Origin of the sequence: Thalassotalea euphylliae, from assembly GCF_003390335.1 — a bacterium.
GTDB lineage: Bacteria > Pseudomonadota > Gammaproteobacteria > Enterobacterales > Alteromonadaceae > Thalassotalea_F > Thalassotalea_F euphylliae_B.
The window spans coordinates 1,263,565-1,281,505 of sequence record NZ_QUOU01000001.1 but is presented as its reverse complement, the minus strand read 5'-3'; the positions used below and the strand labels follow the sequence as shown (position 1 = coordinate 1,281,505).

General features: G+C 40.3%; 17 protein-coding genes. All 17 read right to left on the bottom strand.

The window, feature by feature from the left end; genetic code table 11:
* The 17 genes from pssE to DXX93_RS05625 all read right to left on the bottom strand — a co-directional run bounded on the left by pssE (position 1) and on the right by DXX93_RS05625 (position 17,915).
* Positions 1-1,170 carry a PssE/Cps14G family polysaccharide biosynthesis glycosyltransferase gene (gene pssE, locus DXX93_RS05705; RefSeq protein ID WP_116007242.1) on the bottom strand — a complete coding sequence of 390 codons (1,170 nt, stop codon included), beginning with the start codon at positions 1,168-1,170 and terminating at the stop codon, positions 1-3.
* Positions 1,167-1,661: a PssD/Cps14F family polysaccharide biosynthesis glycosyltransferase gene (pssD, locus tag DXX93_RS05700; protein ID WP_116007241.1), complete on the bottom strand. Its 495-nt coding sequence runs from the start codon at positions 1,659-1,661 to the stop codon at positions 1,167-1,169. Before pssD ends, pssE begins: the two co-directional genes overlap by 4 nt.
* A gap of 13 nt (positions 1,662-1,674) precedes the next feature.
* The gene (locus DXX93_RS05695) at positions 1,675-2,067 is read right to left on the bottom strand and encodes an adenylyltransferase/cytidyltransferase family protein (protein ID WP_116007240.1); all 393 of its coding nucleotides are present in this window, start codon (positions 2,065-2,067) and stop codon (positions 1,675-1,677) included.
* A gap of 76 nt (positions 2,068-2,143) precedes the next feature.
* Positions 2,144-2,947 carry a putative capsular polysaccharide synthesis family protein gene (locus tag DXX93_RS05690; protein WP_116007239.1) on the bottom strand — a complete coding sequence of 268 codons (804 nt, stop codon included), beginning with the start codon at positions 2,945-2,947 and terminating at the stop codon, positions 2,144-2,146.
* 17 nt (positions 2,948-2,964) lie between these two features.
* A complete protein-coding gene (locus DXX93_RS05685) occupies positions 2,965-4,284 on the bottom strand; it encodes an oligosaccharide flippase family protein (protein ID WP_116007238.1) in 1,320 nt (439 codons plus the stop codon).
* 3 nt (positions 4,285-4,287) lie between these two features.
* Positions 4,288-5,010: a sulfotransferase family 2 domain-containing protein gene (locus DXX93_RS05680; RefSeq protein WP_116007237.1), complete on the bottom strand. Its 723-nt coding sequence runs from the start codon at positions 5,008-5,010 to the stop codon at positions 4,288-4,290.
* A gap of 41 nt (positions 5,011-5,051) precedes the next feature.
* Positions 5,052-6,311, bottom strand: coding sequence for a glycosyltransferase (locus DXX93_RS05675; protein WP_116007236.1), 1,260 nt, complete (start codon positions 6,309-6,311; stop codon positions 5,052-5,054).
* A 268-nt stretch (positions 6,312-6,579) separates the two neighbouring features.
* On the bottom strand, positions 6,580-8,307 hold the full coding sequence (locus DXX93_RS05670) for a hypothetical protein (protein ID WP_116007235.1): 1,728 nt from the start codon (positions 8,305-8,307) through the stop codon (positions 6,580-6,582).
* A 247-nt stretch (positions 8,308-8,554) separates the two neighbouring features.
* Complete coding sequence (locus tag DXX93_RS05665) at positions 8,555-10,144, bottom strand: hypothetical protein (RefSeq protein ID WP_116007234.1); 1,590 nt, start codon at positions 10,142-10,144, stop codon at positions 8,555-8,557.
* 394 nt (positions 10,145-10,538) lie between these two features.
* Entirely contained in the window at positions 10,539-12,635 is a 2,097-nt protein-coding gene (locus DXX93_RS05660) for a type II secretion system protein GspD (RefSeq protein WP_116007233.1), read from the bottom strand.
* Between the two features lie 70 nt (positions 12,636-12,705).
* Positions 12,706-13,248 carry a hypothetical protein gene (locus DXX93_RS05655; protein ID WP_116007232.1) on the bottom strand — a complete coding sequence of 181 codons (543 nt, stop codon included), beginning with the start codon at positions 13,246-13,248 and terminating at the stop codon, positions 12,706-12,708.
* A complete protein-coding gene (locus DXX93_RS05650; RefSeq protein ID WP_116007231.1) occupies positions 13,248-13,841 on the bottom strand; it encodes a hypothetical protein in 594 nt (197 codons plus the stop codon). Before DXX93_RS05650 ends, DXX93_RS05655 begins: the two co-directional genes overlap by 1 nt.
* Positions 13,841-15,115, bottom strand: a complete 1,275-nt coding sequence (locus tag DXX93_RS05645) for a hypothetical protein (protein ID WP_116007230.1) — start codon at positions 15,113-15,115, stop codon at positions 13,841-13,843. Before DXX93_RS05645 ends, DXX93_RS05650 begins: the two co-directional genes overlap by 1 nt.
* A gap of 71 nt (positions 15,116-15,186) precedes the next feature.
* Positions 15,187-16,149, bottom strand: a complete 963-nt coding sequence (locus DXX93_RS05640; protein ID WP_181902151.1) for a general secretion pathway protein GspK — start codon at positions 16,147-16,149, stop codon at positions 15,187-15,189.
* Positions 16,150-16,169: 20 nt separating this feature from the next.
* The gene (locus DXX93_RS05635; RefSeq protein WP_116007228.1) at positions 16,170-16,901 is read right to left on the bottom strand and encodes a prepilin-type N-terminal cleavage/methylation domain-containing protein; all 732 of its coding nucleotides are present in this window, start codon (positions 16,899-16,901) and stop codon (positions 16,170-16,172) included.
* Positions 16,901-17,428 carry a PulJ/GspJ family protein gene (locus DXX93_RS05630; protein ID WP_116007227.1) on the bottom strand — a complete coding sequence of 176 codons (528 nt, stop codon included), beginning with the start codon at positions 17,426-17,428 and terminating at the stop codon, positions 16,901-16,903. Before DXX93_RS05630 ends, DXX93_RS05635 begins: the two co-directional genes overlap by 1 nt.
* The gene (locus DXX93_RS05625; RefSeq protein WP_116007226.1) at positions 17,406-17,915 is read right to left on the bottom strand and encodes a type II secretion system protein; all 510 of its coding nucleotides are present in this window, start codon (positions 17,913-17,915) and stop codon (positions 17,406-17,408) included. Before DXX93_RS05625 ends, DXX93_RS05630 begins: the two co-directional genes overlap by 23 nt.
* Between the last annotated feature and the right edge of the window lie 26 nt (positions 17,916-17,941).

Sequence of the window (17,941 nt, the reverse complement as noted above, 5' to 3'; positions counted from 1 at the left end):
CTATATTTTTCTGCAGAGCTCTAACCAAAGATAGGTCAACAGATTTGATTGTCGAAAAATTCGCTTAGGTTCACTAATTAACCGATAAAACCACTCCAAGTTATATTTGCGGTATAGTGCAGGGGCTCGCTTAACATTCTCAGTGTAGACGTCATAAGTCCCCCCCACTCCCATATAAAAGGCTTCAGGTAGCTGCTCTCTGCACTTAGCAATAAATTTTTCTTGTCGAGGAGAGCCCAAAGCAACTGTCACAATCTTGGGCTTCTTTTCGGTAATTAGGCTAATTAATGCTGCCTCATCGTCAAAATAGCCGTTTTGGTAGCCAATAACATTTACTTTGTACTGCTCTTCTAGCTTAATTTTTGTTTCACTTATCACTTGCTCTTTAGCGCCAACAAGGAAAACTTCTGCACCTGTTCGACCAGCTTTTTCCATAACCGCTTCCCAAAGCTCACACCCTGGGATTCTAGCTATATGCTGCCTGGTTTTTCTTTTTAAGGTGGAGACAACACCAATGCCATCGGCAAACCTCAAACTGGCTTCCATCAATACTCTGTGGACACTGGTATCTTTCAGTGAGGATATTATTTTTTCGGGATTAATGGCTATGGCACTGCCACAATATGGCTGCCCTTCATCATCAAGAATAAAGTCTACTGCATCATCTATTGCCGGAAACAGGTTAATAGGAATACCAGCAACTTTTTCTACTTCAACGTTTACCAATCCTATACTTCTCCCGATCAGATCAAATCCAGAAAATGCCTGATATTCATAGCTATCATATTCTCTTTCTCTAGCATTAAGTGCAGACTCATAAAGCAAATTTAACTCTTCACATACTTCAGCATAATTATGAGTTTTAACAAAATTCGCCAGGTCTTTTTGATGGCCATCAATGCGCTCATAGTTTGGTACAACAACAACTTTTTTGCGATCTTCAAGTAATTGAAAAACAGTACCAGCTCCCGCATGACAGATGACTACGTCGGCCTTATCAAACTCCTCTTCAATTGCTGAAGAGTATCTGATGTATGCGTGATGCTTAGGCAGATAACTGCCATCAGCGACTTGTAATAAAACCTCTGCTGTCTCGCTTGAGAACTGCTCATCGGCCGCTTTTATCAGGCTATTAAAGTTAGTATTACCAACAGTTACAAGAATTCTCACAACCGCCCCTTAAAAACGGCTTTCGGGAAATATGCCAATTGTTCTTTGTGCTGAACGAAGAACAAATCTGCAATATGGTACATAACACGCCCCGCTATTGAGGATGTTGAGAAACGACACCAATCCTCAAAGAACACTACTCTTTTTCCTAGCAGTTTAAAAATTATGCTGGGAACAACAGCCATGCCCGGCCCTGTCGAAATCACAGCATCAGGTTTATGCTTTAAAATAATTCTCAATGTTTGCCAGCAAGCAACAAGAGAGTACGCAAACATGTAAAAGATGTTTTTGAAAGAAGAATACTTATCCCTTGCCTCAATGCAGTAAAAGGAATCTGAAATCAAATTATTTAGTTTTTCAGTATTGGTGAGCGCTATATACTTCTTGCTTTTAAACTCCTCTGGGAGCGAATTTAAAAAGCGATTCATTTGAGCGGTGTGTCCGCCTTTGCCAAAAATTAGCAGTATGCTACCACTATCGTCGATTTTCATATTGTGCAATTTACTAGCTTTCCTTAACTATTTCTATCAACTCCGTCGTCGATATTGATGGCGTTCTGGGTAGGTAAACCACTTGGCAAATATCCGAAAACTCATCAAACTTGCCTTGCCAGTCATCCCCCATAACTAAAATATCAGCTTTACATTGCAAAATATATTCACGCTTTAACTCAAGCGACTCTTCATAGAAGACTTCATCAACACACGCTAGTGCATCAACAATCTCAGCACGACTGTGTTGTGGGCAAATAGGATAACGCTGTTTCTTACTGAAATTTAATGCATCCGTAGATACACCGACGATTAGGTATTCCCCCAGCTCTGCTGCACGTTTAAGAATGTTAAGATGACCGACATGAAAAATATCAAATGTACCAAAAGTGATGACGCGCGACATAAACCGACCTGTTTGCGAAAAATCTGCGGATTATAGCTTACCTTTCATGTCAGGGATATCTATTTCAATAATGACACTAGTCGAAAAAGTGTTTCTGAAAGGGACTATTATCTATCGATTTTGCTAGTTCTTCTGGGTATTGATAGGTGCTTTTAAAGCTTTGGTAAAGTTCTGCATACCATTTACTGTTTGCATCGTTCTTGAACTCAAGCGCAACCTCTCTCCCTATAAATTCTTCCAACGCCCCCTTGTTAGCCGATAGCTTGTCCATTCTTATACACAAGAGATCGATACTATTGGCTTGAATACGCTGAACCCCGTTTTCTTTATCAAAGGTGTGCTGAAACATGTCGATCCCTGTCATAGGCAGCAACTCATTGTCGAACCAAGTTAACGGATACGCGTGATTAAATTCATCTTCAAACACAGTGGCTAGCAATTGTTTGCTTTGATTTCGCGTTGGAATCGGCACTCTACGAGATGAAATGCAATTTGTATGAGCCGCAAATAGGTAGGCATCGATATCATGAAAGAACATCGAGATATTGCGCTGTTTTGCGTCTCTGACCAGTGTGATAATTTTGGTATGGGATCTGGCACGAAATGCTCGCCTAATTAAAAATGCAATAAGCTCTTGCTCTAGTCGCAATGCAATGTGCTTGAAGCCAAATTTGGCGAGTCCCTTCAAGCGAACTGGACATGTGTGATTTTTGTTGTAAAAAGCATGAACATGCAAGGCTTCAGGAATAGCCGACTCAAGTGCGGTTGAACCGACCTTACCCATTTGATAAACAAATACCGTGTCCGGATCTTTGTATTTATCAATAAGTACTTTGTGCCTTTTTACACGGCGTAGCGCGGCTTTAATTAGGGAAAGCATATATTTGGGATCTGTATTTAAAAGAGGCTAATGTTTAATTTGTTTCGAACCGAATAATAGCCCAAAGCGTTGTTTAACGTAACAGCGATAAGCGTCGCGAAAGCAGCCCCAAAAGCACCATAGTGAGGAACTAAGGCAAGACAGAATACCACCAAAGTAACAACAGCAAGCGTAATATTCTTTCGCTGTATCTTACTATTGCCTGTCATAACGAGCAGTTGACCCACAGAGCCAAATACAACCTTTGCCAATTGAGCGATAAGCAAAACTCTCAGCACTGAACTAGCTTGCTGATAGCTTTCACCAAAAATAAGTAATATTTGCTCGGCAAAAACAAAACAAACAAGAATTAAAGGTAAAGTCATTAGATTAAGCAGGAGCGTTGATTCACGATATGTTTGCTTGAGCATTTGCCTGTCAGCAACATCGGATAACTCAGCAAACTTTGGGGATAAAACCCCATTTAGTGACAATAGTAAAAAAGCCAAAACCAGCGCAACTCGGTTAGCGACCGAGAATAGTGCAACTTCCACTTCATTGCTCAGCAAACCGACTATTATCTGAGCACCTTGCATCATGATAATACCTAGACATGCAATGCCCCACATTGAAGGCAATAGTTGCTTAAAGTCCTTATTAACGGCAACACTAGTTTCATCTAGCTGTTGTTCTGAGCTTGTAGCATCCCAAGAGAGCTTTTGTTTCCAATAAAACCACTGATGGCTCAGAACCACAAAATGAGAAAAACAAAAGAGCAGCAATAAATTAATGAGCGTTAACTGGTTAATAAAAAACAAGCATAAAATACAAGCTAAAAATACAACGCTTGGAAAGCCATTTACCATAGCTAAACTAAAGGAATGCTTTAATCCCTGATGAAAAGCTGAGCATAGCGATATCAGAGAGTAAAGCGGTATAGACAAAGCGCACACCAACAACACGGTATAATAACCGTCACTTAGCAAGTTGTAATTGCGCGCAACTAAGGTCAATAGAGACAAAAAAACTGCTATTGCCCCTGCACCAATCAAGGCGTAGTGAATTGACTGGCGACAAATTCCAGTTAACAATAGCTCACCATTGGCCTTTCTTCTGAGTTTGGCAAAGGTCTTGACGATTGCTTGATCTAAACCAAAGCGCGAGAAAGTTGACAGTAGCGTAACTAGCGCGATGGCAAAAAATACACTACCCGCCTCGTCAATACTCAAATATCGAGTAATTACAACACTTGTAAAAAAGCCAACGATAGTGAAAAAGATTTTTAGGGCAAGAATAATCGAGCTGCCTTTCAACAGCTCTTGATTGCGCTGAAGGTAAGGTAAAATCTTTCCAATCATCGACTAGCTTTCATTGTTAAATTGATAATTAAAGTTTTCAATATCTTGAGCATAAAGCTCTGCAACAAACTCCCTTGATTCACTATCATAGTATTCCTGATAGGCTTTTTTAGGCTGCGCCGTTGGCAAGAGTTGACTAAGTTTGAGTTTAAGGCGTTGCTTAACACCAATAGCCTTTGAGGTATTTTTATGCGGCAGCATAGTTTGGCTTAGGCCTATTGCTTTACACACATAGTCAAAGTCGTGTTGAAGACGCTCAAACTTACCTATGTAATCAACTAACTGGTGACCATTTTCATCAAATAAAAAATGTGATTGAGGCAGTACATGGCGATAATAATCTTTGTGATTTATGTAATCGTCATCACTAGGCTTTGGAAAATAACGAAATAAAAAAGTTTTAAAGTCGGCTTGATAAGCCTTATCACCATGTAACCTTCGATATTTGTATTCTGAAACCAGTCTCGCCCATGGGTTTCTGACAAATGAAAACTTAAAATACGCTTGGAATAAGTCTTTAGAGATGTGACCGCAATCAATATATTCTTGGGCGGTTAAATGAGCCAACCTAGGTGGGCCCAGCTTAGGCTCACTATTGGCGCGCAGTAATAATGGCGCGCGCTCTTGCCAAGTTAAGCCTTGTTTTTCAACAAAAACACTTTCAACACTCTGTCCAGCGGCTTTAGGAATATGAATAAACAAGCATTTTTGCTGATGGCAAATCATTCTTAGTAGGTAAACCAGTTAAAACAACTAGGGTAATCGTTTTAACTGGGTGAGTCTAACAAATCCTGAAAAGTCGAGATTAATTGCTCATTAAGTTTACGAACATCGGCTACTTGTTCGATTTTTGTCCGCGCGTTAGATGCGATCGTCTTTTGTAGCCCAACATCTTTGCAAAGCTGGTATATATTTTCAGCCAATGCTTTCTCATCACGTTCAGGCGACAACATCCCACTCACTTGATGTTCAATAAGTTCAGGTATACCACTGTGATAAGTTGACACAACAGGCACACCCGTTGCCATAGCCTCCATAATTGCGACTGGCACTCCTTCCATATCACCATCTCGCGCGGTGATACTTGGTTGAATAAAGGCATCCGCCAACTGCATTTGTTCTTTCACTTGCGCAGAGGATAGCTTTCCTAAAAAACGGACGCTGTTTGCCAAGCCCTTAGCTTTGACAAGTTCTTTAAGTTCATTCTCAAGTTCGCCAAAGCCAGCAAGGTAATAGGTGTATTCGAGTCGCTCAGGCAAACTTGCCAAGGCACATATTGCGTGCTCTAACCCTTTTTTCTCAGAGAACCTCGCTACGGTAAATAAGCGATAGTGTTCGTTTTCTTGGGTCGCTCCTGCGTCACTTTCAAAAGTATCTCGATAAGTAAATAACGAAAGATCAACTCCCATACGATGAACTTTAATCTTATACGCGGGCGCACCGTGCTCAATTAGTTTGTCACGCCAAAGGTTACTTATTGGTAAAAGTAGGTCACCTTCAACAAATAACTTTTTATAATCGCTTAAATACTTATCTAAAGCCGGCTTTGCCGAAATATCATAACCATGGAAAATGGTAGCTATTTTGCCGTCTAACCCCCCTAGTTGGTGCAGCTTATGCGCCAAAATGCCATTATGGCCAAAATGACATAGCACTACATCAAATGCTAATGGTCGTTTAACTTGAACAATGATACTGCTAAGCAGCAAGCTTTTGCCCTGATTACCAAATCGAGGGGATAACGACTTTAATGCCCTAGCTGCAGACTTACTGAATATACAGCGCAGGAGTTTACAGCTACGCGACAATAGTTTCTGTACTGCTGACTGCGGCTCAGCTTGGGTTAAATAAATGACTTTTTCGGCAGGGAAACCCTGTGGTAGTGCTTGGGTTGATATGCCCCCAACAGGAGCGTGTAAAGCAAGCACAGTCACATCCATACCAGCCTGCCAAAGCCCTAATACTTGGTTACTAACAAAAGTTTGAGACGTTAACGGGAATTCATCAACAAAAACGGCAATTTTCATATTTATTTTTCAAAAGGGCCAGCATAAATAAAGCGCTTTGTACAAGGGAGGCCTCTACTCAGATCCCATAGATTTTCGACGATATGGTTATCAATAACAAAAGTAAATGAACTGACGGCGCTATCATACTGCTATTTTCTGTTTAGTCATAGGCATAAAAAACGCCCGATAGAAATTATCGAGCGTTTTTGTTTTTGCCTAGCTAAACTTGTTAATTACGTGCCATCTACATAAGAGATTACAGCTAACGATTAGCTATATTGCAACATTAGTTGCTTGGCGCACCACAATCAAAGTTAGCATCATCTTCATTGTCTGACGTTGTAACGCGAACATTATTGTTGGCAGTATCAACATAAGCCCAACCAACGGTTATTTGGTTACAGACAAGGTTAGCAGCAGTAAGCTCTGATGCAGGAATTGTACTGGTACTTACGATCTCATCAGCAGCATTCTGCAGCGACGAAACTACCACTCGAGTGGTAGCTGGTGAAAGAGCACTCACGCCAGAAGAAATACCATTAACAGTTTGTACTAAACCAGAACTATTGTCGCCTAGCGTATTAGAGATACCAGTAATAGCGTTTAATACCGCTGTTTGGTTACTAGAAGCCGTATTGCTAGCAGCAGTTGCAGCAGTATTGGCAGCCGTCACAGCAGCTTTAGCTGCCGCTAGGGTATCATTTGCAACATTATCAACTTGTTGAAGCTCCATACGGCTGCCATCTGTTAAGTCTTTAAAGCCGGTGAAGAAAGACACATCACCCTCTGGCGCGTTTACAGAGACAGTAATTTTAGTTTTACCGCGGTCAGCACCTGTATCAGCAATAATTGCATCAGAGATAATATCACCTAGTTTAGTGACGGCATTTGGCTCAACCGTAGCGATATCAGTTAAGGTTTCTGGCTTACCATCAGCTTTAATATAAGTGACATCAACAGATGCCGCTTCATCAAAGTCAGAAGTCGCGTTGACGATTAACTGAGTATTTGGACCAAATGGTGCATAGTTAAGCGTGGTTGAAGTACTGTTCAGTGTCCATTCACCAGCTGCTGCATCAGTTGCTAGCTCAATTGACTGGTTAGTATTGTACTTGATAGTCGCGTCTACTTTGAACTCTTGCTCGGTCAGTTCAACAGCATCGTCACCAGATTTAACTGTTAGTGTAACGTTAGTGTCGATTGTGTTTAAGTCTGACGCTGTTAATGGCGCCGCTGACTCTAAGTAAGTGAATGTTGCAGTTGTTTTCGCGTTGTTAACAACGTATTCGTTGTTAAAGCTATCTTTTACGCTCACGATGTCAGTGAAATCACCTTTGATGACAACTTCAACAGACGATAGCGCAGCACCACCAGCGGTGTTTACGTCACCGAATTTTAGCTCTAAAACGTCAGATGTTTGAGCAGCACCTTCGCCAACAAACGTTTCACGATCATCTTCAACGTTAATTTTCGCGTCTAATTTACCAAAGGCTAAAGACCATTCTTGAACGACAGTAGCAACTTCTGTTGAACCTGTTGTTGTACCTGGCGTTGGAGCATCGCCTGATGTTAAGAAAGAAACAACATATGATACTTTGGTAGAATTTTCGTTAAAGATCACAGGTAACGCAGGGATCGTGATCTTCTCGCCATCATCAATTGAGTTAGCTTTGCCTGCCAGCTCGTAAGTTAATGTTGAACCTGTATTGGCTTCAGCACCACCAGCCGTTGCGAACTGGCCTGAAAGGTTAAGAGATGATGCGTCTGCTGTTGAATTAAATACCGCGCCACTTACCGTAATTACTAGCTTAGCACCGTCAATTAACAAGGTGTCAAAGGCATCATCTAAGACAACGTCTACCGATGGTACAATTGCTGTTCTTGCTGCGGTTAAGCTTTCTGCTGAAATCTTGTGCGCTGCATTTTTGTCATTATTGGTAGTAATGGTGTTAGCAGCATTTGCTGACATTGCTGCAGTAGCCAATGCTAACGCAATTAAAGATTTTTTAAACATTTTAAGTTTCCTTTGTACTTCATGAAACGAGGAGTTAGCTCCTCAATAGAGACTTTTTATCTGGGTAGGCAAAGCAGTTTGCCATCCTTGGTACCAAGGTAATAACCTAAATCAAGTAACGCGTATCGCTTTGATTATTGGTCACCTTTATCCATTTAAAGGCTAGTATTTTCTTGGTTTATCCGTATAAAGACATTAAAAAAGCGAGCCTAAGCTCGCTTTTTAACACTATATCTAAAACTAGATATTATTCACAGTTATCTTGTGCAGGAACAACTGTAGCACCATTCGCCATTGCACTACCATTGTCTTGGTAAGTGAATGATGAATTGATTAGCTTACAAACTGCAGTTGCTGATGCAATTGAAGCAGTTGAAGCAGTTGAACCAACAGCTTCATCAGCTGCTGCTTGTAGCGTAGCAACACGATCAGTGTTGTTAGTGATTGCAGTTTTAAGTTCACCTAAACCGTCAGTTTGGTTAGCTAGGTCATCACGAGCAGCTTGAGCAGCAGATAGTGTAGCGTTTGCAACAGTATCAATTTGTTGAAGCTCCATACGGCTACCGTCTGTTAAGTCTTTAAAGCCAGTGAAGAAAGATACATCACCTTCAGGCGCATTAACAGAAACAGTGATTGTCGTCTTACCGCGGTCAGAACCAGTGTCAGCAATAATCGCGTCAGAGATAATGTCACCTAACTTAGTTACTGCATTTGGTGCAACCATGCCGATGTCAGTTAATGTTTCTGGCTTACCATCGTCTTTGATGTAAGTTACATCTACAGATGCTGCAGCGTCGAACTTAGAAGTTGCGTTAACGATTAACTGTGTGTTTGGACCAAATGGTGCGTAGTTAAGCGTTGTAGACGTGCTGTTAAGTGTCCATGCACCAGCTGCTGCATCAGATGCTAGCTCAATTGACTGGTTAGTGTTGTACTTGATAGTTGCATCTACTTTGAACTCTTGCTCTTTAAGTTCTACAGCGTCGTCACCAGATTTAACAGTTAATGTTACGTCAGTGTCGATTGTATTTAAGTCTGCTGCTGTTAGTGGAGCTGCTGACTCTAAGTAAGTGAATGTTGCAGTAGTTTTTGCGTTGTTAATCACGTAATCGTTGTTGAAACCATCTTTTACGCTAACGATGTCAGTAAAGTCACCTTTAATTACAACTTCAACAGAAGATAATGCAGCACCGCCAGTAGTGTTTACGTCACCAAATTTTAGTGTTAAAACGTCAGACGTTTGTGCGTCACCTGTACCTACGAATGTTTCACGATCGTCTTCAACGTTGATTTTCGCGTCTAACTTGTCGAATGCTAAAGACCACTCTTGAACAACAGTAGCTACTTCTGTTGAAGCAGTAGTTGTACCAGGTGTTGCAGCATCACCAGATGTTAAGAAAGAAACCGTGTATGAAACTTTAGTAGAGCTTTCGTTAAGGATTACTGGTAACGCAGGAATAGAGATTTTGTCACCATCAGCAACTGTACCGCTTTTCGATGCTAATACGTAAGTAAGAGTTGTACCAGTGTTAGCGTCAGCACCACTAGTAGTAGTGAACTCACCAGAGATATTTAATGATGAGCTGTCAGCGCTAGAGTTGAATACCGCACCGTTTACTGTGATAACTAGCTTAGCGCCGTTAACAAGTAATGAGTCAAACGCGTCATCTAAAACAACGTCTACACTTGGTACAGTTGTTGTTCTTGCTGCTGTTAAGCTTTCTGCTGAAATCTTGTGTGCAGCATTTTTGTCGTTAGTGGTATCAATTGTGTTAGCAGCATTTGCTGACATTGCAGCACCAGCTAATGCTAAAGCAATTAAAGATTTTTTAAACATTATAAAATTTCCTTTATGTTTCATGAAACGAGGAGCTAACTCCTCAATAATTTCTCTTTATCCGGGTAGGCAAAGTAGTTTGCCACCCTTGGTACCAAGGTAACAACCCAGACCAACCAAGATAAAGCTAAAGCGATTTTAATGAATCGTTTTGGCACTTGTCAACTAGTAAACCTCAGATTAAAAGTTAAGACTTATCCTAACTAACAAGTTGCTTCTAGTAGATACGAAAAAAACGGTTAAATCAAGCGTCATTACCCGTAAAAACAGATAAAAACATCAGTTAAATCAAGTTAAAACGAATAAATTCAATTAGAGCTCAAGCCAATGGCATTGTTTGCCGCTAAAGTGAACAATTAAAACTGTTTATTATCTGAGCTACACACCACTTTTATCAATTTGCGATGCCCTCTAGATCCAGTAGTTTTAATTCTTGTTTAAACTGTTGATGAATACTTTGCCATTCATTATTGGACTCGATAACGCGTGGCGTCACCATAATCACTAACTCAGTTTTAACCGTGCTGTCGTTTTTTGTATCAAATAGCTTACCAATCAAAGGAATATCAGAGAAAAACGGTACACTGGTATCACCTAGATCCTTGCTTTCGCTAATGAGCCCCCCCAGAACAACGGTTTGACCGCTTTCTGATACAACCTCAGTACTGATCTTACGTTCAAAAATAGAAGGAGACCCGGCAACGGCGGCATTACTAGTAGAAGAGTTACTATTGCTTTGTTCCACTTCCATTATTACCACGCCTTGGGCATTAATAGTTGGTGTTACGGTCAATTCAACACCAGTTTTTCGATACACTACAGAAGTTCGGTTGCCGTTTACCGGATCGGTAACAATTTCGCCAACGGTAGGAATATCGTTACCTACACTAAAGTTAGCACTGACGCCATCGCGCACTAACAGGCTTGGACGAGATAAAATATCCACATGAGAACTCGACTCGAATAATGTTAAGTTAAACTCGCCATCTACCCCTGTTAACGTATAACTAAAACCGTCACTGCCAGAATTGATATTAAAGCCGCCTCTTGTATTCGCTAACCCTCTATTGGTTAGTGAGAAAGAGACACCCTGTCTAAATTCATCGGTTAACTGCACTTCAGCTATTACTACTTCTAGCAATATTTGCTTAGGCATAACATCTAAACGTTTGATCAGGGGCAATAATTTACGGTAGCGCTCACCAGTGGTTTGAAAAATCAGTGTATTAGACCGTTCATCTATAACCATTTCTGCGCCCTGCACCTCCGCCTGATTTTGGCTAGTAGCTGCATTCTGTGCTCTTGCAGAAGTTGACTTACTAACCGCTGCCGCGCCATCAATGAGGCTTCCTAGGCTATCTCCAAGATCAGCAGCTCGCGAAAATTTAGGCGCATAGACGAAGAACTGAATATCATCACCAAGTTCGGGTACATCAATTTTGTTTAACCAATATAGTGCTCTATTGATTAGCTCTTTGTTGTTAGAGAACAATGTTATTGAATTTATGTTTGGTAACTTAACAACAGACATAGCTGATTTCAGTGAATCGGCATTACCAAGTGTTATTCCTTCTTGTTTCAACAGCTCTGTTAGCTTACTGGTAATGCGCTCAGTATCGGAGAACTCAATGGCGTACATCGAAAGGTGCTTTCTACCGGCATTGGGTTTGTCAAATAAATGAATAAACTCGACAGCTTTTAACACTTCAGAGCGCTTACCCTGAATAACTAACATATTTTGCTTGGCATCTGGCCTAACAATGACTTTAGCAATTTGCATGATCGGGACGGCAAGACTCCCGTTAAAATCGTAAGTAAATGGCACTAACTGCCAAATATCTTGATTGGTGTTAGGCACGTCTTCAACTTTGTTGCCATAACCAAATATTATTTTACCTAAACCTGCAACTTGTTCTTCTTGGTTGATATAGTAAATGCCATCGTTAAACCGTATCGCATACTCGCGCTCAGCTAGTAGTTCTTCAACTAAGCTAAATAGCTTACGGTGACTAACACTTTCAATTAAATTAAGGGTTAACGTATCACTATCCGCTTTGACACTATCGCCCAGGATATAGCTAACTTGTAGCACCTCTCCCATTACATAATGCAAAAATTCATTAAGCGGTAACTCATCTGCCGCTAATGATACTTTTTTAGTATCACTAAACGCTTGTTCGCTCTGATCCCCTTTGTTTTCGATTTTTTGCTTGAAAATAAAAGGCTTTAGTTCTTGATTACGTTCAGAATCTGTCACTTTTTCTTGCTGCGCCTGTTCTCCTTCTGCAGCTTGCTGCTGGGCGACATTTTCTTTTAACAAATAAGAAGGCGAATAAACAAGCTGTTTATCTTGCGTAACAGAGCAACCCGCAAGCAAAGTAAGAGATAACGCAGCAAGTAAAGGTTTGGCTTTGGCTAATGGCTCAGCTTTTTCCTTGACTAATATCGAGCTGGATACTGGATTTACCACTAAATTAATCATTTTTAACATCAATCGCTTTTAACTTAAATCTTTATAACTTCTATGTATTGTCTTTGTGCTAACGCTCTCACGCTCTTACTTATACACTCTTTGCTTTATACATCAGCAAGGTTATTTCTTGCTGTTTATAAGCCAACTTAACCTGTTTAGTATTCGAAATTGCAACACTATAGTGCCCCAATAGCCCACCATCGACGACACTTTCAATTTTAGTGTCCACACTAGTACTTTTTACATTAGTCGCCCGTAAAATAGCGGTAGTATTTTTGAGGGCTTGTTCGCTACCGTCTGGCGCAATGACAGCAAGTAACTGGTAGCGCCAGTCACCTTGATAAAACTCAAGCAGCTCCCCATTTTGAGCAAGTTGTTCTTGCTCTGTTAGTGCATACTGATTTTGTTGAACAACTTCTTTTGGCGTATCTTCTGGTTTAAACTTAACGTAGGCCTGTTCAATCGCCAACACCTGAGTATTAGTGAGCTGTGGTAATTGAGTAGCGGCTAGGTTCGCTTGTTGTTGCTGACTTCCAGCATTTAGGTTTTCTTGTGCTGAAAATCGTTCAGAATAGTCGCTCGCAGCGTAGATTAAACCGATAGCAACGGAAGCCAAAGTTATTACTTTCATTACACTTTATTCCCGTTATTGGGATCTTGCATAAATAATTTTATGTTCATTCTTCCTGTTACTTTACCCAGGTCTATTCCTTGTTCTCTTTTTCTTAATTTTTCTAGTTTAAAGTTAAAATTTTCAACACCGTACCATTGAGTTTGGCTTTCCAATGCAACATGTAGGCGATGAAGGTCATATAATTCGCCCTCAATATCAACCCTTAACTCAAAGTGAGTAACCCCCCATTCGGGCGTTGGTATCATTTTTTGCCACGCTAAGCGCGTGATTTTTATATCGTGCTCGCTAAATAGCGTTTCAATTTTCTTTTGTTCTGCTAACTGGAAACGACTTTTTGATTGGTGCTTAAACAACAAACCTTGCATAAGGGTAATTTGATTTACCAATTTATCAGCTGATTCTGTTGCTAATTGTTGGTTATTTACAGCAAATTCAGACTTTTGTACTCGTTTAGCCAATAAACGATTATTTTCGATCGTTGCATCTTGCCACGCTAAAGTTGGCACCACAATAAACTTAGCGACAACAAGTAAGGCAATCAGTAGTAAAGCATATTTGTGCTGGGCTAATTGCTGTTTTATATCACTCATTACGCTTTCGCCTTATCAATTGGTGTTATTTCAGCAACTGACTGCTCTTTGGGCTTTAAAGTAAAGCTAACCACAAAGCTCTCGTAACGTTTTGAACGCCTTACTGCCGAGTCAAATTGTGCGTCAACAACTTCTGGGTGACTAATAAGCCTTTCCAGTAAGTCTGTCGACTTTAGGGTTACATTTTCTTTTTCTTTTTGATCAGTGTTGCTATTTTTTTTCTCTCTGTGAGTACGGCCTAGAAACACATAACGGCCTTTGATAAACCTGATTGTACGAATATCAAAGTCTTCTATCACTGTTGCAAGGACAGGCCAAATCATGGCTTTTTGGTCTTGTGCCGCAATTAATGAAGTTAGTTCTTGAGCCTCAGCTAAACGCTCGGTGTATTTTGATTGCACATTCAAAGCATTAGCGACATCACCTTGCTGGTTGGCTATTTGTTCGGTCAGCGCTGTATTTTGCCAATATAACCAGGCAGAAGTTAACGCCAAATAAACGGCAAAAACACCAATACCCGGTAACAATAAACTTTTTATTAGTTCACCTATACCCTGCTGAGATTGCTGTTTTTGAGCAAAAGCGGATAAGTTACTAAAAGGGAGCCTTATTAAACCGCTGACAAGGTTCGCTGCCAGTTCTTTTGTTCCATGCTTGACTACTATGTCTCGAGTAAGCTCATTAGTCTCGTAGCTCGCTAGCGCTTTACCAATACTGTTGCAAAAACGTTCTGGCGAGTTAATTAGCGGTGTAAGATAAGAAGAAATTGAGCTGCCATTATGTTGGCTAACGAAGAGTTTTTTACTCTTAACATCGTTATCAGCTAGACAGTCTTGCGCTAACACTTGGTGTGGATGAATATTCAATGAAAGTAGCAAAGATTCAGGTAACACAAACCTAGGTGTTATGTGTGAAAGCTGCGTTAATTGATTAAACTTCCAAGTGCTTACTTTACTTGTGCTTTCACCTATCGCTGTAATTTGGTAGCTACTTGCCGTTTGCCCTTCAAATTCCAACGCTAATAGCTTAGTAAGCTCCTTTTTGTTATCTATAGGGTAACTTAGCTGTTTTTCTTGATAATATTCTCTAGCAACAATTAAAACTGCTGGTTGAAAACTACTGCCATTAACTTCTTGCAGCGTAATATTGGAATCACTAAAGTTAAATTTATAAAGGGCATTATTCGCATAGTAGCCAGTATAGCGGCACAGCATATTCACAATACGGGCACGCAATTTAGGCTGAGAAAAAATATTTAATGATAACTCTTTCATAGAATTTAACTAGCGACTCCTCGCCTAAATAAACCAACCTTAAAAATTTATACCTACACGGTAGAACTTTACTAGCTACCACTTCTCTGTTTGATAGTAAACGGTTTCACATTACCAGTACTATATGGGCTAAATTTCACCATTAGCGTCTGATTTAGTTCAACGTCGTTCATTGTTGAGCTAATCGATATCTTGACAACTTTATTCGGGGTAAAGTACACGTCTATATCCGAAGAGAGCCCCATCATATTGCGCACAGCTGATGTTCTCGAAGGTGGCGACAACCGCAGCTTGACAATTTCTTCCGCAATCAATTGGTTACTGAGTGCGGTAAGAACAGTTTCAGGGCTGGTCATCAAATTAATATAGCTAGCACCAAACAATGTAAAGTCTGATTCTACCTGCTCAAAACGTTCAATACTCATATTCTTTAGTAACAAAATTTCACGAGTATCTTGCACTAAGGCATTTCTAATGTATTGAGCTGACTCGTCGCCAGTGCTGCGCGCGATACTATCACTATCTTGCCAATCTAACAAGCTAGCCCCAATAGCCTCAGCAATTTCCTCGCTTGCACCGGTAAGCATAAAGCGCTTCTTTGTCAAATCAGCGAGTGGAAAATGAAGGCTGAGCAGACCCGCTTGGTCTTGAAGTCTAACTTCGACACTATCGGTAAGCTTAAATGGCTCACTATATAAATTCCAAGGCAGCACTTCACGGTTTTCCCGACCGTCATTTGTACTATTTTCTACAGCTGTAACGTTACTACTTTCTTCTGTACTCGTATCAAAGATCAGTTCGCTATTAATTTTGTTGGTTTGCCACTCATTAGTGAGAAGCTCGAACAATACAGCGTTTTTAGCACTATGCGCATTCACATAAGCCTGCGCCCTGTCTATAGACCATTGAGCTATAGTGACTTGTTGACGAGTAGATTGTGAAATATAAAGCGCAATTGTAGATAAGACCCCCACCAAAATGAGTATTTGGATAAGTGCCATTCCTTTAGTTGCTTTTAATGAAGCTAATTGCATTGAAGACAAGTACTGCGTCATTAATTGGCCTCTTGGTCAAAATAAGTGCGCAAGTGTTCTTCAACACTACTATCTAATTCAGTAATAAGGTTTAGCTTTTGGTTTTCATTAGTGATAGTGAGTTCTATTTTTTCAGGCATGAGTACTCTATCTAACCCAGAAAAGCGGGTTGACCAAGCAAGCTCACCAATCAGGTTATCTGCGGTGCGTCCCTTTTTGTCAAAAAAAGATGACCAACCATAATAACTAAACGATATATCATCAACATCATCAATTAGCACTTGTTGCCTTTCAAAATCAATCGACTGTGATTCGGTTAGAATTGCAAAACCTTCCAAGGATAAAGCTTGATACAGCAGCTGCTTTTTCCCCGATGGTTTTGTTAACACGGTCAAGCGAAAAGCTTCTGGGAAATTAAAATTAAATAAACCATTGTGGGTAATAGCTAAAAGGCTTTCTTTGTCACCAATAAAAAAAAATGCCGGTTGCTTGTTATCTTTAAAAATCACTAATGGCGAAATATTTTCCGTTGCCATTCGCAGGCGCTCAAGCCCCACTGAAAAGCGTTTTACTTGATCGAATTGGCCAATTTCCTCTTGCCATTTATTAGTGAACAAGCTGTAAGCGTAGCCACCCGTAAAGAGTAACAAGCTGATAATAAAAGTGACGATGAGCAGCTCAATTAAGGTAAAGCCACGGTTTTGGGTTCGCGGCTTTGACGTGCGCCTAAGATTGCGTTTAACTTCTCCCATTAGTTGAGCCAACTCACTTCTTTATATCGGTATTGCAAAGAACCCGGTTCATTGCCTTTTGCACTAGTGTTATCGCTACCTAAAGTTAGCTCGACTTGCCATAGCTTATACCTGTTATCTTGATTTTCTGTGTTACCCGTCTCTTGATCAAACTTATCTGGCGGTGCTTTAAAAGCAACTTCATTCGCTTGCCAATGATAATTAACCCCCCACATTTGACCTTTGTTACCAAGTTCTTTGGCTGTTGCGGTGGTCTTTTCTTGAATTTCTTGACTGATTACGCTCAGCACAGCTGGGACAACCGCAGTGTGTTCGAGTTTTTGCTGTGCTTTTTCTGAAGCAATAAAGGACGATTTAAACAAGATACTCACGACGGCAATAGTCGCAAATAAAATAAGGCTAGCTATCAAGACTTCAAGCAATGTGAAACCTTGAATATTTTTTATCTGCGATTGCCCTAATCTTTTCAATGAAGGTTTAAAGTTAGTCACTACGGGCTTTAATTTATCTGGATGATTTCGCGACATTATCAACTTTCTCGCCCAAAAAGAGTGCGCTATTTTCACCACCTATCGTGACATTGATTTCATTAGGGGTCATGTAACCAAAGACACTAACCAGAGCAAACTGTTTAGTAAAGTTAAGTTGCTCAAACTGACGCGTTGCTAATGGCTCAATATTTTCTATGGCAGCACTAATGGCATTTAGATTGTTGTTATACAGCTGTTTATTTCTTGGCGGTAAATAGAAGCGTACTTGATCTTTTTCAAAAGCTAGCACTCCTTGCTTTTGATTGGCAAAGCTTCTATATAACTGGCCGTTAATCCAGTTATTTAAGGAAAGTTGCTCTTCTTTTTGTTTGATTTTATCAAGCGATTTAAAGGTTAATGGGCCAACAAGAGAAGTTACTATGGCGACAATCGACATCACTATAATTAACTCAATCAAAGTGAAACCTGACTGACTGACGTTAGTTTTGCTCGGCAATGGTTTTAAAGGCTTAGAGAGTGACATAATGAAAATAAATAGTGGCTAAATAG